Consider the following 14,933-nt stretch of genomic DNA (forward strand, 5'->3'; position numbering starts at 1 on the left):
AAACGAGACAGGTTAATGGGCAGTTTCGAGAGCGATTGATGCAGGTTAGCTTTTGTCGGGTTCCCGACATTAGCGACCGCACCCTTCCGTTCGTCCCGAGCGTAGTCGGGGGACGTGTCTCGACTTCGCTCGACACGAACGGCCTAGGTTGAGATTGGTGGAACCGGCTCGAACTTATTGCTTCTCGGAAAGCCGTTGGGCGCGATGCGGCCCGAGGCGCCGCGGATCGCCCGCCACGGAGTGAGGTCCGTCTCACTCCTGACCCGTCCGCTCTCGCCGCCCAGCGGCCAGCTGATCCCCTCGGCCAGCACGAATGCCATCGTGTCGCTAAGGCCGCCGTCACGATACCGCTGCAGCTGGACCCCCGACCCACGGCCCAGCTCGGGCAGCTCGTCGAGCTTGAATACCAGCATCTTGCGGTTCTCGCCGATCACCGCGACCGAGTCCGCGTTGGCAGGAACCGGCTTCAGCGCGGCCACCTTGGCCTTGGGCCGAAGGTTCATCAGCTGCTTCCCCTTGCGGGTCTCGGCCAGCACGGCCTCGCCTGTCGTCACGAACCCGCGCCCGTCGCTCGACGCGGCCAGCATCCGCATCTCCGGCCGGACGACGAACATCGCGACGATCTCGCTCTCCGCCTCCAGGTCGATGGCCAGCCGGATCGGCTCGCCGAACCCGCGCCCGCCGGGCAGCTTGTCGCCGCCCAGCGTATAGACCCGGCCATTGTCGGCCGCGACCAGCAGCCGGTCGGTGGTCTGCGCATGGATCGGCTCGCCCCACAGCTCGTCGCCTTCCCGGAACTTGAGGCTGTCATATTCGGACCGCGCCAAATGCCCGCGCATCGCCCGGATCCAGCCGCGCTGCGACAGGATCACCGTGATCGGCTCCTTCTCGATCATCTGGGTCCAGTCGATCTCGGTCCGCGCGGCCGCCGCCACCGGCCTGATGTCGGTCTTGCGCGGATCGCCAAACTTCTCCTTGAGCGCGGTCAGGTCCTTCCTTAGCCGCGTCTTCTGCCGGTCGCGGCTGCCCACCAGTCTGTCGAGCTCCTCCCGCTCCTTGGCCAGCGCCGCGCGCTCCTTGTTGAGCTCCATCTCCTCCAGCTTGCGCAATTGGCGCAGGCGCATGTTGAGGATCGCCTCGGCCTGGCGGTCGGTCAGCTCGAACTCGGCGATCATCACCGCCTTTGGCTCGTCCTCGGTGCGGATGATCTCGATCACCCGGTCGAGATTGAGGAAGGCGATGATGAAGCCGTCGACCAGCTCCAGCCGGTCGTCGATCTTGCCGATCCGGTGGTTGGACCGGTTGACCAGCACCTCGAACTGGAAGTCGAGCCAGGCGACCAGCGCCTCGCGAAGGCTCATCACGCCCGGCGTCCGCGTCTTGTCGAGCACGTTCAAATTGAGCGGGAAGCGCACCTCCAGCTCGGTCAGCCGGTACAGGCTCTCTTCCAGCAGCGCCGCGTCGACCGTCCGCGATCTCGGCTCCAGCACGATCCGCACCTGCTCGTCGCTCTCGTCGCGGACGTCGGCCAGGATCGGCAGCTTCTTGTTGGCGATCAGATCGGCGATCTGCTCGATCAGCTTCCCCTTCTGCACGCCATAGGGGATTTCGTGGACCAGCAGGTGCCAGCCGCCGCCCTTTTCGACCACTTTCTCGATCCGCGCGCGCAGGCGGAAGGAACCGCGGCCGCCGACATAGGCGCGGGTGATCACATCCTCGTCGTCGACCAGGATTCCCCCGGTCGGGAAGTCTGGCCCGCGCACCACCTGCATCAGGTCGCGGTCGTCCTTGATCTTGCCTTCGATGAGGTCGATCGACGCCTGGATCAGCTCGCCGGCGTTATGCGGCGGGATGCTGGTCGCCATTCCGACCGCGATCCCGCTGGCGCCATTGGCCAGTAAATTAGGGAACAGGCCGGGGAATACCTCCGGCTCTTCCTCCTCGCCATTATAGGTCGGTTTGAAGGCGACCGTGCCCTCGTCGAGCCCGTTCATCAGCTGCTGAGCGATCGCGGTCAGCCGCGCCTCGGTGTAGCGGTAGGCGGCGGCATTATCCCCGTCGATGTTGCCGAAATTGCCCTGCCCGTCGACCAGCGGATATCTAAGGGCAAAATCCTGGGCGAGCCGGACCATCGCGTCATAGACCGACTGGTCGCCGTGCGGATGATATTTGCCGATCACGTCGCCGACGACGCGCGCGCATTTCTTATAGCCCGATGCCGGGTCGAGCCGCAGCAGCCGCATCGCCCACAACAGGCGGCGATGGACCGGCTTCAGCCCGTCGCGGACGTCCGGCAACGACCGCGCCGTGATCGTCGACAGGGCGTAGACCAGGTATCGTTCGGAGAGGGCTGAATCGAACGGAGTGTCGATTACGGATGTGTCGTCGGGTCTCATGGGACGGGACTAGCAGGCCACCCGCCTCCCCGTCATCCCGATAGCGCGGAGCAATCCACAGATTTCGTCATCCGATTTGATTCGTCGTCCATTCGCCGAGGGGCGTCGAGTGAGCAATCCTTAACCCATTCCTGTCCAAAAGCTGCCGCATCCGCTGTTGTTCTGGAAGGCGTTCGCCCATGAAGATCATGCTCACCTCGATTTGCATTGCCCTTGCATCCGCATCCGTCGTGGCGGCACCCGCCGCGCCTCAGGCCGCTCAGGTTGCGCCAGCTGTAGCAACGCCCAGCGCGCAAAGCATCGACCTGGCCCGCCGCTTCGTCGCGCTGACCTTCAATGCCGACCAATATATCGAGCTGATGCATATGGGCGCGACGCAAATGGTCGCCGCGCTGTCGGCGAGCTTCGGCGACGAACAGGGCGAGACCGAAGGCGCACAGCGGCTGGTCGAGCGCTACCTCACCGCCGCCGAACCCAAGCTGCGGGCCCATATGCCGCAGCTGACCGAAGCCTATGCGCAGGTATACGCCCGCAAATTCTCGGCCGACGAGCTTCAGCAGATGATCGCCTTCGCCCAATCGCCGGCGGGCAAGCGTTACCTGTCCATGTCGGACACGCTCGACCTCGATCCCGTCATCCTCAAGGCGCATGAGGAGCTTGGCACGGAGCTCAATCCGATCATGGACCAAGTGAAAAGGGACATTTGCGCCGAAAAGGCCGCGCAGCGCATCGCCGCGGGCGACACGAACGCAAAATGCCCGCTCAGCGCCAGGGACGAGAGAGCGGAGGGATAAAAATTCGCTGTCCTACAGGGCGCGGGCTGTGCAACGCCGAGCCAACTCGTTTGGCTCTTTGATAACGTTGGATTCGGTCGGCAAGTCCGACCGTTGCAGGCCCCATGGTCATCGTGAACATTTGTGAAGTTTCTCGTGCGCGCGCGTCGTCGGTGCGACTTTTGCGACTTTCGCGCCGCCCCTAAAGCCTGAGCCCAAATCTAGGCCCGACCCACAGCATCAGAGAGTAAAGCGCGATGGTCAGCGCGCAGCCCACGGCCAGGCTCACATAGAACCCCAGCCCGTTCCTCAGCATCGCCGGGATCAGGAGGAACATCGGCAGCGACGGCAGCACGAACCAGAAGGTCGCCTCGGCATGGGTCGCCATGTTCATCGCGTCGGGCTTGTCCCGCCACAGCCAGATCATCCCCAGCACACTGACCAGCGGCAGAGAGGCGATCAGCCCGCCGAACCCGGGATAGCGCTTCGCCACCTCCGAAATAATGGCGATGAGGGCGCCGCTGAGGGCGGCCTTGATTAGCAAATACCACATGGCGCCACGCTGACACGGGCCTGCAGGGACGGCAAGCTGGCTATTAATTTCTTGTTAAATTCGTTAAGCCCGCCTGCTTCACAGGGACAAGGATCCGCTCATGCCGTCCGAGCGTCCGGAATATAATGTCGCCCGCGCCGCCGAGGAGCGCGCCTCCGCCGCCAGCGCTCCAACACCAGCCATCGGCCGGGTCCACGACGACCTGGCCGCCATGTACGAGCGGATGGCGAAACAGGCCGAGCGGGAGCTGGAGCCGGCCGACTAGCCGATTCCTACCCGCGCCTGTAATGACTGACGATCGCCTGCCCGTATCCGGCACGCTGGCGACTGGGGCCGTTGTCGCGGCCTCGCCATTGTTTGGGGGTACTCACTCCATGACTTCACAGGCGTTTCTCGACGAAGATTATTACCGCGGCCGCGCACTTGAGGAGCGGATCGCCGCCGAGGACGCGGCCCAGGCAAATGTCGCCCAGATCCATCTGGAGCTGGCCCGCATGTACGATGCCCTCGCCGACCACCCCGAGCTCCGGCCGGTCCGCAAGAGCGCGACGGCCTAGACAGGTTACGGACGAACGATTGAGCGAGGCGGGCTGGTTCACGCGGAACCTGTGCATTCCGCCGATCATTGTCGCGGGCGGAGCGGGCAAATGGAGAGTTTCATATGCGTTCCGCCCTGTTGTGGATCATCGGCGTCCCGATCCCACTCATCCTGTTGCTGGCTTATTGTACGGGGCATCTATGAGATGCCGAGCCGAAGTGAGGGATAGCGCAGCAATCGTGATCTTCGGCGTAGAGCCATCGAATGGCGGCCAGCGCGTCGCCGCAGGCGAACCCGACTGACGTCACGAATTTACTTCGTGACGCCGCGTCCGCCCCTCAGGCGACGGCTTCTAAGGGCGCCGCCTTGCTCGCCTCGACCTGGCGCAGCAGCCATTCGCGGAAGCGCTTGATCTTGGGCACATTGCGCCGCTCCGGGGCGATGCACAGCCAGTAGCGGAAGCCGGCCGTGGCGGTCAGGTCGAACGGCTGGCACAGCCGCCCGTCCCTGACATCGTTCTTCCAGAAGGCAGGGGTCAGCAGCACGAAGCCCTGCCCGCCCATCGCGGCATGGCCCTCGTCGGCCTGGCTGTCGAGGCGAAGGCCCGGCTTCTTCGGCCGGTCGGCGCTCTCGACACCCGCCGCCTCAAACCATTTATCCCACCAATAATCCTCGGGACTGATTAGCGGCAGGTTGGGCAGATCAGCGGGCGTCGGTGCGCGGCCCAACTGTTCGGTCATCCGCTGCCAGAAACTCGGTGCACACATCGGCGAGAAATCGACCTTCATCAGCTCGATCGCCACCAGCCCTTCCCACGGCTGGGCTCCGGCGCGGATCGCAACATCCGCCTCGCCGGCCTTGAGGTCGACCAGCTTATTGGATGTCGCCAGCCGGACCGCGAGGTCAGGGTGCTCGACCTGGAACGCGCCCAGCCGCCATGCCAGCCAGGTATTGGCGAAGGTGAAGGTAGTGGCGACCGTCAGCAGCCCCTCATCCTCCTCGCGCAGTTCGGCAAACGCGCCTTCGATCGTATCGAACGCCTTGGTCAGCTGGGGCAGCAGCCGGAGGCCGAGGCCGGTCAGCCGCGCCCGCCCCTTCTCGCGCACGAACAAGGCAGCGCCGAGCCGCTCTTCCAATAATTTGACCTGATAGGAAACTGCGGCCTGGGTCATGCCGAGCTCATTCGCTGCGGCAGTGAAATTTTCTAGGCGCGCCGCCGCCTCGAACACTCGGACCGCGGCCAGGGGAGGAAGTCGTCGCATAGGTTAAGACTATAAGTCCGGCTTATCGCCTTTGTCCACCCTTTCATTGGGCCTCGGGTGCCACTTCAACTAGATAGTCACCAAGCGCCGGTGGCACCTCTCCCCAACCCCTGGCCACCGGCGCCAAACAATGGAGGCAATGATGAACGATCAGATTTTCGATCGCGAATATCAGGCCGGACGTGCTGCCCTTAACGACAGCTTCGGACGGCTGATCGACGGAGTTAGCCAGTCCCTGCGCGTACTCCACAAGATCAATTTCGACGCGCCCTGGAAGCATCAGGCTTCGGCCAAGACGCGGCGCGCGAAGGCGGCCTGACATGCGACAGGACGTCAATCACAGCGAGGTCTTTGCCAGGCCGGAAACGGTCGGCGACGACCTCGCCCTGATCGTCGATGCAATCGTCGACGCGTTTCGTGGCATGGCCTCGGCCTCGCGGCTGGAAAGCCGCTGGTCGAAGCTGCGTCACTGCGGCGGAGATTGCTGACGATGATTGCCAGGCGATGGCACGGGCGGGTCCCTTGCGAGAAGACTGCGGAATATATGCAGTTGATGGCCGAGGTGGGCCTGCCCGACTATCGTTCGACCCTCGGCAACCGCGGCGCCTGGTGCCTGTTCCGCCGCGACAATGGGATCGCCCATTTCGAGATGTTCACGCTGTGGGACGATTTCACCGCGATCCGGCGGTTCGCCGGCGAGGACATCACCAAAGCTAAATATTATGATTTCGACCCGGATTTCCTGCTCGAACTCGAACCGACGGTAGCCCATTTCGAGGTGATCGAGGGCTAAGCTTCAGGCTCAATTGCGTTAGGACAGGTGGCTGCCTATAGCCGCCTCTCATTTCGCTTTGGCCCGGAGTCTTCAACGCCCATGGTTCGTCGCCGCCAGATCTACGAAGGCAAGGCCAAGATCCTTTACGAAGGCCCGGAGCCCGGCACGCTGATCCAATATTTCAAGGACGATGCGACCGCCTTCAACGCCCAGAAGCGCGGCACGATCAGCGGCAAGGGCGTGATCAACAACCGCATTTCCGAACATATTTTCACCGCGCTGCAGACGATCGGCGTCCCGACCCATTTCATCCGCCGCCTCAACATGCGCGAGCAGCTGATCCGCCAGGTCGAGATCATCCCGATCGAGGTTGTGGTGCGCAACGTCGCCGCCGGTTCGATCAGCAAGCGGCTGGGGATCGAGGAAGGGACCCAGCTCCCCCGAACGATCATCGAATATTATTACAAGGACGATGCACTCGGCGACCCGATGATCGCGGACGAGCATATCGCCTGCTTCGGCTGGGCCAGCCAAGACGAGATGAACGACATCGCCGACATGGCGATCCGCGTGAACGACTTCATGTGCGGCATGTTTGCCGGGATCGGCATCCGGCTGATCGACTTCAAGCTGGAGTTCGGCCGGGTATGGGACGGCGATTATGCCCGCGTCATCCTGGCCGACGAAATCTCGCCTGACGGCTGCCGGCTGTGGGACATGAAGTCCAACGAGAAGCTCGACAAGGACCGTTTCCGCCAGAGCCTTGGTGGCGAAGCCGAGGCCTACCAGGAGGTTGCCCGGCGGCTCGGCCTGTTACCTGAGGGCGAAGAGGCCACTGCTGTCCTCGACCTCGACGAGCACCGCAAAAAGCGGGGGCGCTAACTTCCGGTGGCCCTTCCGCGCGTTCGCGTCGTCACCCTGAACGCGGCGCTCGGTCCTCTCGACTACCGCGTTCCCGACGGCATGACCGTCGAACCGGGCTCGGTGGTCGTCGCTCCGCTAGGGCCGCGCCAGCTGATCGGCGTCGTTTGGGAGGCAGACCGGCTCAAGACCGAGGAAGTCGGCGACAATCGTCTTCGTCCGCTCGCCGGGCTGGTCGACGTCCCGCCGATTCCCGCGCCACTTCGCCGCCTCTGTGAATGGACCGCCGATTACTACCTCTCGCCGCTGGCCGCGGTGCTGAGGATGGTGATGCCTTCCTCTGCCGCCCTCGATGGGCCGCGAACGATGGTCGAGTATCGCGCGACCGGCGACGCCCCTGCCCGCCTGACACCGCAGCGCGAGCAGGCCCTGTCACGCATCGAGTGGCGCCAGGGCACAGTCCGCGAGCTGGCCGCCCATGCCGAGGTCAGCGAAGCGGTGATGCGGGGCCTGGTTCATGCCGGCGCACTGGAGCGAGTGGAGGTCGACGGCGACCAGCCTTTTCCTGTCCCCGATCCCGATTTTGCGCCGCCAAACCTCAATGCGGAACAACAGGTCGCGGCCGGCAGCTTGTGCGCGGCTGTCGGAAACGGCTTCGACCCTGTCCTGCTGGACGGAGTCACCGGATCGGGCAAGACTGAGGTCTATTTCGAAGCAATTGCCGAGGCAGTCAGGCAGGGCCGGCAAGTCCTTGTCCTGTTGCCCGAGATCGCGCTGACCGAACCGTTCCTGACCCGCTTCACCGCCCGTTTCGGATGCGAGCCGGTGGCCTGGCACAGCGACCTCCGCTCCTCCCAGCGCCGCCGTGCCTGGCGGTCGATTTCGAAGGGCGAGGCGCAGGTCGTGGTCGGCGCCCGTTCGTCACTGTTCCTGCCCTATGCCGACCTTGGCGTGATCGTTGTCGACGAAGCGCACGAGCCGAGCTTCAAGCAGGAAGAAGGGGTTCAATATCATGCGCGCGATGTGGCCGTGATGCGCGGCCATTTCGAGCAGATCCCGGTGATCCTCGCCTCGGCCACTCCGGCGATCGAAACGCGCCACATGGTCGAGATTGGCCGCTACCGCGAGTTGAAACTGACCGAGCGCCACGGCCTTGCGCAAATGCCATCCATCGCCGCGATCGACCTGACCCAGGACCCGCCGCTGCGTGGCCGCTGGCTGGCTCCAAGCCTGGTTGCCGACCTGCAGAAGAACCTCGATGCCGGCGAGCAGTCGTTGCTGTTCTTGAACCGCCGCGGCTTCGCACCGCTCACCCTTTGCCGCCACTGCGGCCACCGCTTCCAATGCCCTAACTGCACCGCGTGGATGGTCGAGCACCGGCTGATGCACCGGCTCGCCTGCCATCATTGCGGCCACGTCATGCCGCCGCCCAAGGCCTGCCCCGAGTGCGGCGAGGAAGACAGCCTTGTCGCCTGCGGCCCTGGGGTCGAGCGCATTGCCGACGAGGTCGCCGAACTATTTCCCGCTGCACGCACCGCCGTCGTCACCTCCGACACCATCTGGTCGCCGGCCCGCGCCGCCGAATTCGTCCGGGCGATGGAGGCGGGTGAAATCGACATCGTCATCGGGACGCAGCTGGTGACCAAGGGCTATCATTTCCCCAACCTCACGTTGGTCGGGGTGGTCGACGCCGACCTGGGCCTGCAGGGTGGCGATCTCCGCGCCGCCGAACGCAGCTTCCAACAGATCCAGCAGGTGGCGGGCCGCGCCGGTCGGGGAGACAAGCCTGGCCGGGTGCTGGTCCAGACCCATGATCCGGACGCGCCGGTCATTGCCGCCTTGGTCAGCGGCGACGCGCCGGGCTTCTATGCCGCCGAAACGGAGGCGCGCCGCGATGCTGCAATGCCGCCGTTCGGCCGGTTGGCGGCGATAATCATCTCCGCCGAGGACAAGAATGAAGCTGAGGCAGTCGCCCGCCGCATCAGCAATGCCGCCCCCAAGGTCGACGACATGGCGGTGTTCGGCCCTGCTCCGGCCCCGCTCGCAATGTTGCGCGGCCGCCACCGCCAGCGTCTGCTCGTCCATGCGGCGCGCAAGCTCGATGTCCAGGACGTAATCCGCGACTGGCTTGGCGAATTGGAATGGTCGAACAAGGTCCGCGTCGCGGTCGACGTCGATCCTTATAGCTTTTTGTAAACGCCGATCATTTTCCTCTTTTTCAACAACTTCAGAGCAGCTAGCGTGCCAGCAGATTGGTCTTTGGGGGAAGGGTAGTTCCGTGCGTTTGACGTTTGTATCAGCCTTGGCACTGTTTGCTTTTGCTTCGCCCGCGCACGCCGAATGGTGGGAAGCCAGGACCGACCATTTCATCGTCTATTCGGAGAGTTCGTCGGCAGACGCCAAGAAGTTTGCCGAGAAAATGGAGCAGTTGGACATGTCCCTCCGCTCGCTCCAGAATGTGAAGTTCAGCCCGGTGACGTCGGAATCGCAGAGGCTGACGGTTTTCCGGTTCGGCGATGTTGACGACATCAGTCGCTTGGTCCCGGGAGCCGCCGGATTCTACATTCCCAACCTCAGCGGATCCAACGCCTTCACACCTGCGAAGTCCGACTCCCGAAGCACGGGAGCATTGTTGGGCTCAACCGGGGATAGCGAGAAGAAGAAGCTGGACCCGGAAAAGGTGCTGTTCCACGAATACACCCATCATTTCATGTTCCAGCATTTCGAAGCTGCCTATCCGAGGTGGTATTCCGAAGGTTTTGCGGAGACGGTCGCGACGATCGTAATGAAGCCAGACGGCAGCTTTCACATTGGCGATCCGCCCAACTATCGGTCCGACCTGCTGTTCCAGAGCATGCTCAATGTGTCGGTCGAACGGATGCTCACATCGCAAAACAAGCCGACCGGCGAAGATTTTTACAGCTGGTATTCGGTAGGCTGGCTGCTCAACCATTATCTGACGTTCGGGCCGAACCGCCAGGGGCAGCTCAAACAGTATTTGCGAGCGATCAAGAGTGGTGTGAAACCCGCTGACGCCGCACGTCAGACCTTCGGAGATCTCGGCAAGCTCGACAAGGAAATCAACAAATATAAGGGCAGCGGCAAGCTCGGCGGGATCGACGTGAGGATCGCCAATTTCGCACCCCCTGTTGCCCAGATGAGGCAACTTGCGCCCGACGAAGAAGCGACCATGAAGGTCCGCATTCGAACCAAGGCAGGGGTCAACAAGAAGCTGGCGCCGAACGCGGCTCGCGACGCGCGCGTTGTCGCCGAGCGATATCCCAACAGCTATGCGGCGCAGCTTGCCTTGGCTGATGCCGAACTCGATCTCGCGGAATTCCAACCTGCCGACCTTCCAAGGGCGGAAGCGGCAGCGGATCGGGCACTCGCAGCCAAGCCGGACTCGGTCGATGCGATGATCCTGAAGGGCCGCGCACTATTGGAGCGTGGAAAGACGGACAAGGCGCAGCTGGCGGCGGCCCGGACCTGGTTCACCAAGGCCTATAACCGTGACCCCGAGCACCCGGCTCCGCTCTATTACAATTACCTCACTTACTATGAGGCCGGCGGCAATATTCCTGAAAGCGCGATTGTTGGATTGGAAAAGGCCTATGACGAGGCGCTTTATGACGACCAGTTGAAGCTTGTGCTGACAAGACAGCTGTTGTCCGAAAAGAAGGGTCCGACTGCGCGGTCGATCCTGATGCCGATGGCGATCAATCCGGAATTCGGCGACAGCTACAAGAAATATGCAGAGGTTTCCGACCTGATCGCCGCGCAAAAGGTCGACGAAGCTTATAAATTGCTGGCGACCACGATGGCCGAGGACGATCGAAAGCGCAGGTCCGGCGACGACGACTAGGGCTTGGATGCGCAAATACCGGTGGGGAACTGGCGCCTCCTTCTTTTAGAGAAGTTGGCCCTGCTCCTTCCAACTGGCACCTTCCGCTTCAAGCAGCTTGCGCTTGTTGGGTAGTCCGCCGCCATAGCCGCCGAGCGTCCCGTCGGAACGGATGACCCGGTGGCATGGCACCAGAACCGCGACCGGGTTGGAACCGTTGGCGGTTCCGACCGCGCGCATGGCATCCGGCTCGCCAATGGCTCGGGCAACGTCGGCATAGCTGCGCGTTTCGCCCAGCGGGATCTTGCGCAGCTCCTGCCACACTTTCTCCTGGAAGGCGGTCCCGCGAACATCGATCGGAAGGTCATGCGCCGACGGATGGTCGATCTGGGCCAGCGCTTGCTCGACCCAAGGGGAAATCGTGCCATCGTCAGGACGGATGTCGGCATTAGGGAAACGGTTGCGTAGGGCGCGTTCATCCTCCTTGAACGTCATCCGGCAGATGCCCTTGTCCGTGGCCGCAATCAGCATGGGCCCGAGCGGGCTGTTGGCGGTGACGTAACGGATCGTCACTCCGCGGCCGCCATCGCGCCAGGCCGACGGAGTCATGCCTAGCCGTTCCTTGGCGTCAGCATAGAAGCGGCTCGGGGCCTGATATCCGGCGTCGTAAATGGCTTCGGTCACGCTCTTGTCCTCCTGGAGATGGTGCATCGCCCGGCGGGCGCGGATGGCGCGGGCATAGGCTGCCGGTGATACGCCCATGTCACGGGTGAAGATTCGCTGGAAATGATGTTCGGCATAGCCGACCGCAGCGGCCAGGTCGGCCAGAAGCGGCGGCTCTTCGGCCGCTTCGATAATCTGCACGGCCCTAGCCACCGCTTCACGGTCGCGGCCAACCTCGTCCGGCTTGCACCTCAGGCACGGCCGATAGCCAGCCGAACGGGCGGATTCGCCGTCCAGGAAAAACTCGACATTTTCCTGTTTCGGCCGCCGGGCGGGGCAGCTTGGCTTGCAATAAATGCCTGTCGTCTTGACCGCGCCGATCACTCGGCCATCCCAAGTCCGATCGCGGCGCTCAAAGGCTGCCCAGGCGGCTTCCGTCTCGATGGTTCGCATCAGCATGGGCCTAACATAATAGGCCGGCCTGCGTCCTGCATCCCGTGCCTTGCGGTCAAAGCGATAAGGCACATTCATGCGCGGCCTACCCGGGCGGCGAAGCAGCCCCGAATGGCGTTGTGCGCATCGATATGGTCGACGGCCGGATCGCCCAGCAGGCGGCGGATTACCGCATCCGCTTCGCCCGGCTGGGCCAGAGCCGCGTCGATCATCATTCCCTCTGCATCGAATGCCCTCAACGACAGAATGCGCCGGTCAAGCGCCGGCGGGACTTCATCCTTGTATCGCGCGGCCTCACCCGCACCTTCGCCGACGAAGATCGCGTGGCTTGCGCGATAAGGATTATCAGCTTCGTGAGAGAGGTGATTCACCAACAACAACGTCTCACCGACCGCGGCATCGTCGAGGGTGACGCGGCAGGGAAATCCGGGCTGCTTGTCAGCGATCATCCGGATAGCGCCATGAAGCGCGAGTTCCTCATCACTGAGGCCAATGAGATGGCGAAATGGGGCCGGGTTCAGGCCTGAGATTTGGTAGGTCATGCAACCCGCATAAAGGAGCGTCATTGTACCAGCTTCCCGCACCTTGCGGCCAAACCCGATCAGCCGCCTTGCATCCCCCGTCACCCCCTGCTACGGGCGCGCCAACTCATGAGGGGCGCGGGCTTTTTCAGCTGTGCCCCGTTCAATGCATGAGTGAAATTCTTTTGTCTGGAGCTTCTAGCGCGTGGAGAATTCCGGCGGCATTCAGGCCAGCTTAGCGGGGCGCTACGCCACCGCCCTGTTCGGCCTTGCCCGTGATGAGCAGCAGATCGATGCCGTGAGCCGCAGCCTCGATGCGATCGAGGCCGCGACCACCGAGTCGGCCGATTTCAGGGCGCTGGTGTCCAGCCCGCTGATCAATCGTTCCGAGGCCGGCAGGGCGATCGGTGCCCTGACACCTGCCTTGGGTGTCGACCCGATCACCGCAAGGTTCCTGGGCGTGCTCGCCGACAACGGCCGACTTTCGGAACTTAAGGCAATCATCAAGGCTGTGCGAAAGCTTGCCGCCGACAACCGCGGGGAGACCACCGCGGAAGTTACATCCGCCCGTCCGCTGAGCGACGACCAGGTCGCCCGGATCAAGTCCAATCTCAAGGCCCGCCTCGGCCGTGATGTCACGATCGATGCCAAGGTCGATCCCTCACTCCTCGGAGGCCTCGTCGTCCGGCTGGGAAGCCAGATGATCGACGCTTCAATCCGTACCAAACTCAATACGCTCGCATTGGCGATGAAAGGCTGAACATGGATATCCGCGCCGCTGAAATTTCCCGCGTCATTCGCGACCAGATCGCGAACTTCGACGCCGATGCGCAGGTCTCCGAAGTCGGCAGCGTCCTGTCTGTCGGTGACGGCATCGCCCGCATCCACGGGCTCGACAATGTCCAGGCGGGCGAAATGGTCGAGTTCGACGACGGCACAAAGGGCATGGCCCTCAACCTCGAAGCCGACAATGTCGGCGTCGTGATCTTTGGCTCGGACGCCGCGATCAAGGAAGGCTCGACCGCCAGGCGCACCGGCACAATCGTTGACGTTCCTGTCGGCAAGGGCCTGCTTGGCCGCGTCGTCGACGCGCTCGGCAATCCGATTGACGGCAAGGGCCCGATCAAGGCCGACCACCGCAGCCGTGTCGAGGTCAAGGCGCCTGGCATCATCCCGAGGCGGTCGGTGCACGAGCCGGTGCAGACGGGTTTGAAGGCGCTCGACGCGCTGGTTCCGGTGGGCCGCGGCCAGCGCGAGCTGATCATCGGCGACCGCCAGACCGGCAAGACCGCCGTCGCGCTCGATACCTTCATCAACCAGAAGCAGGTCAATTCGGGCAAGGACGAGAGCCAGAAGCTCTATTGCATCTACGTCGCCATCGGTCAGAAGCGCTCGACGGTCGCCCAGATCGTCCGCGCGCTCGAAGAGAATGGCGCGATGGAATATTCGATCGTCGTCGCTGCAACTGCCTCGGAGCCGGCTCCGCTCCAGTTCCTCGCGCCCTACACCGGCTGTGCGATGGGCGAATATTTCCGCGACAACGGCATGCATGCGGTGATCGTCTATGACGACCTTTCCAAGCAGGCTGTCGCCTACCGCCAGATGTCGCTCCTGCTGCGCCGCCCGCCGGGCCGCGAAGCCTATCCGGGCGACGTTTTCTATCTCCACTCTCGCCTGCTCGAGCGCGCGGCGAAGATGAACGAGGCAAATGGCGCTGGTTCGCTTACCGCCCTGCCGATTATCGAGACTCAGGCGGGCGACGTGTCGGCCTATATCCCGACCAACGTCATCTCGATCACCGACGGCCAGATCTTCCTTGAAACCGACCTGTTCTACCAGGGCATCCGCCCTGCGATTAACGTCGGCCTCTCGGTTAGCCGCGTCGGTTCCTCGGCGCAGACCAAGGCGATGAAGAAGGTTGCCGGCTCGATCAAGCTGGAGCTGGCCCAGTATCGCGAGATGGCCGCCTTCGCCCAGTTCGGCTCGGACCTCGATGCCTCTACCCAGAAGCTGCTGGCGCGCGGCGCGCGCCTGACCGAACTGCTGAAGCAGCCGCAATATCAGCCGATGCCGGTCGAAGAGCAGGTGGCCTCGATTTACGCGGGCACGCAGGGCTTCGTCGATGCGGTCGATGTCAAGGACGTGACCCGCTATGAAGCGGCACTGCTTGGCTATCTCCGCTCGGAACATGCCGGCGTGCTGAAGTCGATTCGCGACAGCAAGCAGCTCGACGACGACACCGCCGCCAAGCTTAAGGACGCACTGACCGCGTTCGGCAAGCAGTTCGCGTAAAGCAA

16 protein-coding genes are annotated in these 14,933 nt (G+C 63.3%); 11 read left to right on the forward strand and 5 right to left on the reverse strand.

Annotated features, from left to right (window positions below; all coding sequences use genetic code 11):
• Positions 1-143: 143 nt before the first annotated feature.
• On the reverse strand, positions 144-2,396 hold the full coding sequence (gene parC, locus LZ518_RS05180) for a DNA topoisomerase IV subunit A (RefSeq protein WP_249914949.1): 2,253 nt from the start codon (positions 2,394-2,396) through the stop codon (positions 144-146).
• Between the two features lie 179 nt (positions 2,397-2,575).
• Between parC and LZ518_RS05185 the strand changes: the two genes are divergently transcribed.
• Positions 2,576-3,190: a DUF2059 domain-containing protein gene (locus tag LZ518_RS05185; protein ID WP_249914950.1), complete on the forward strand. Its 615-nt coding sequence runs from the start codon at positions 2,576-2,578 to the stop codon at positions 3,188-3,190.
• Between the two features lie 181 nt (positions 3,191-3,371).
• Here the strand turns inward: LZ518_RS05185 and LZ518_RS05190 are convergent, their stop codons facing one another.
• The gene (locus tag LZ518_RS05190) at positions 3,372-3,722 is read right to left on the reverse strand and encodes a DUF3147 family protein (protein ID WP_249914951.1); all 351 of its coding nucleotides are present in this window, start codon (positions 3,720-3,722) and stop codon (positions 3,372-3,374) included.
• Between the two features lie 100 nt (positions 3,723-3,822).
• Here LZ518_RS05190 and LZ518_RS05195 point away from each other — a divergent pair, with 100 nt between their 5' ends.
• Positions 3,823-3,987: a hypothetical protein gene (locus LZ518_RS05195; protein WP_249914952.1), complete on the forward strand. Its 165-nt coding sequence runs from the start codon at positions 3,823-3,825 to the stop codon at positions 3,985-3,987.
• A 22-nt stretch (positions 3,988-4,009) separates the two neighbouring features.
• Positions 4,010-4,279 carry a hypothetical protein gene (locus LZ518_RS05200; protein ID WP_249914953.1) on the forward strand — a complete coding sequence of 90 codons (270 nt, stop codon included), beginning with the start codon at positions 4,010-4,012 and terminating at the stop codon, positions 4,277-4,279.
• 319 nt (positions 4,280-4,598) lie between these two features.
• On the opposite strand, the gene LZ518_RS05205 is transcribed toward LZ518_RS05200, so the two are convergent.
• Positions 4,599-5,522: a LysR substrate-binding domain-containing protein gene (locus tag LZ518_RS05205; RefSeq protein WP_249914954.1), complete on the reverse strand. Its 924-nt coding sequence runs from the start codon at positions 5,520-5,522 to the stop codon at positions 4,599-4,601.
• A gap of 142 nt (positions 5,523-5,664) precedes the next feature.
• Here LZ518_RS05205 and LZ518_RS05210 point away from each other — a divergent pair, with 142 nt between their 5' ends.
• The 6 genes from LZ518_RS05210 to LZ518_RS05235 all read left to right on the forward strand — a co-directional run bounded on the left by LZ518_RS05210 (position 5,665) and on the right by LZ518_RS05235 (position 11,020).
• Positions 5,665-5,841, forward strand: a complete 177-nt coding sequence (locus tag LZ518_RS05210) for a hypothetical protein (RefSeq protein ID WP_249914955.1) — start codon at positions 5,665-5,667, stop codon at positions 5,839-5,841.
• Position 5,842: 1 nt separating this feature from the next.
• Positions 5,843-6,010, forward strand: a complete 168-nt coding sequence (locus LZ518_RS05215; RefSeq protein WP_249914956.1) for a hypothetical protein — start codon at positions 5,843-5,845, stop codon at positions 6,008-6,010.
• A gap of 65 nt (positions 6,011-6,075) precedes the next feature.
• On the forward strand, positions 6,076-6,315 hold the full coding sequence (locus tag LZ518_RS05220; RefSeq protein WP_249914957.1) for a hypothetical protein: 240 nt from the start codon (positions 6,076-6,078) through the stop codon (positions 6,313-6,315).
• Between the two features lie 81 nt (positions 6,316-6,396).
• Entirely contained in the window at positions 6,397-7,179 is a 783-nt protein-coding gene (purC, locus tag LZ518_RS05225) for a phosphoribosylaminoimidazolesuccinocarboxamide synthase (RefSeq protein WP_249914958.1), read from the forward strand.
• 6 nt (positions 7,180-7,185) lie between these two features.
• A complete protein-coding gene (locus tag LZ518_RS05230; RefSeq protein WP_249914959.1) occupies positions 7,186-9,354 on the forward strand; it encodes a primosomal protein N' in 2,169 nt (722 codons plus the stop codon).
• 106 nt (positions 9,355-9,460) lie between these two features.
• Positions 9,461-11,020: a tetratricopeptide repeat protein gene (locus tag LZ518_RS05235; RefSeq protein WP_249914960.1), complete on the forward strand. Its 1,560-nt coding sequence runs from the start codon at positions 9,461-9,463 to the stop codon at positions 11,018-11,020.
• A 45-nt stretch (positions 11,021-11,065) separates the two neighbouring features.
• On the opposite strand, the gene LZ518_RS05240 is transcribed toward LZ518_RS05235, so the two are convergent.
• Positions 11,066-12,121, reverse strand: a complete 1,056-nt coding sequence (locus tag LZ518_RS05240; protein WP_249914961.1) for a bifunctional transcriptional activator/DNA repair enzyme AdaA — start codon at positions 12,119-12,121, stop codon at positions 11,066-11,068.
• Between the two features lie 68 nt (positions 12,122-12,189).
• The gene (locus tag LZ518_RS05245; protein WP_348538668.1) at positions 12,190-12,681 is read right to left on the reverse strand and encodes a DUF1203 domain-containing protein; all 492 of its coding nucleotides are present in this window, start codon (positions 12,679-12,681) and stop codon (positions 12,190-12,192) included.
• Positions 12,682-12,841: 160 nt separating this feature from the next.
• Between LZ518_RS05245 and LZ518_RS05250 the strand changes: the two genes are divergently transcribed.
• Both LZ518_RS05250 and atpA read left to right on the forward strand, forming a co-directional pair.
• Positions 12,842-13,396, forward strand: coding sequence for a F0F1 ATP synthase subunit delta (locus LZ518_RS05250; RefSeq protein WP_249914962.1), 555 nt, complete (start codon positions 12,842-12,844; stop codon positions 13,394-13,396).
• Positions 13,397-13,398: 2 nt separating this feature from the next.
• Positions 13,399-14,928 (forward strand): F0F1 ATP synthase subunit alpha, encoded by a 1,530-nt coding sequence (gene atpA / locus LZ518_RS05255; RefSeq protein ID WP_249914963.1) that lies wholly within the window; start codon positions 13,399-13,401, stop codon positions 14,926-14,928.
• Positions 14,929-14,933: the final 5 nt, after the last annotated feature.

Origin of the sequence: Sphingomonas brevis, from assembly GCF_023516505.1 — a bacterium.
Taxonomy (GTDB): domain Bacteria; phylum Pseudomonadota; class Alphaproteobacteria; order Sphingomonadales; family Sphingomonadaceae; genus Sphingomicrobium; species Sphingomicrobium breve.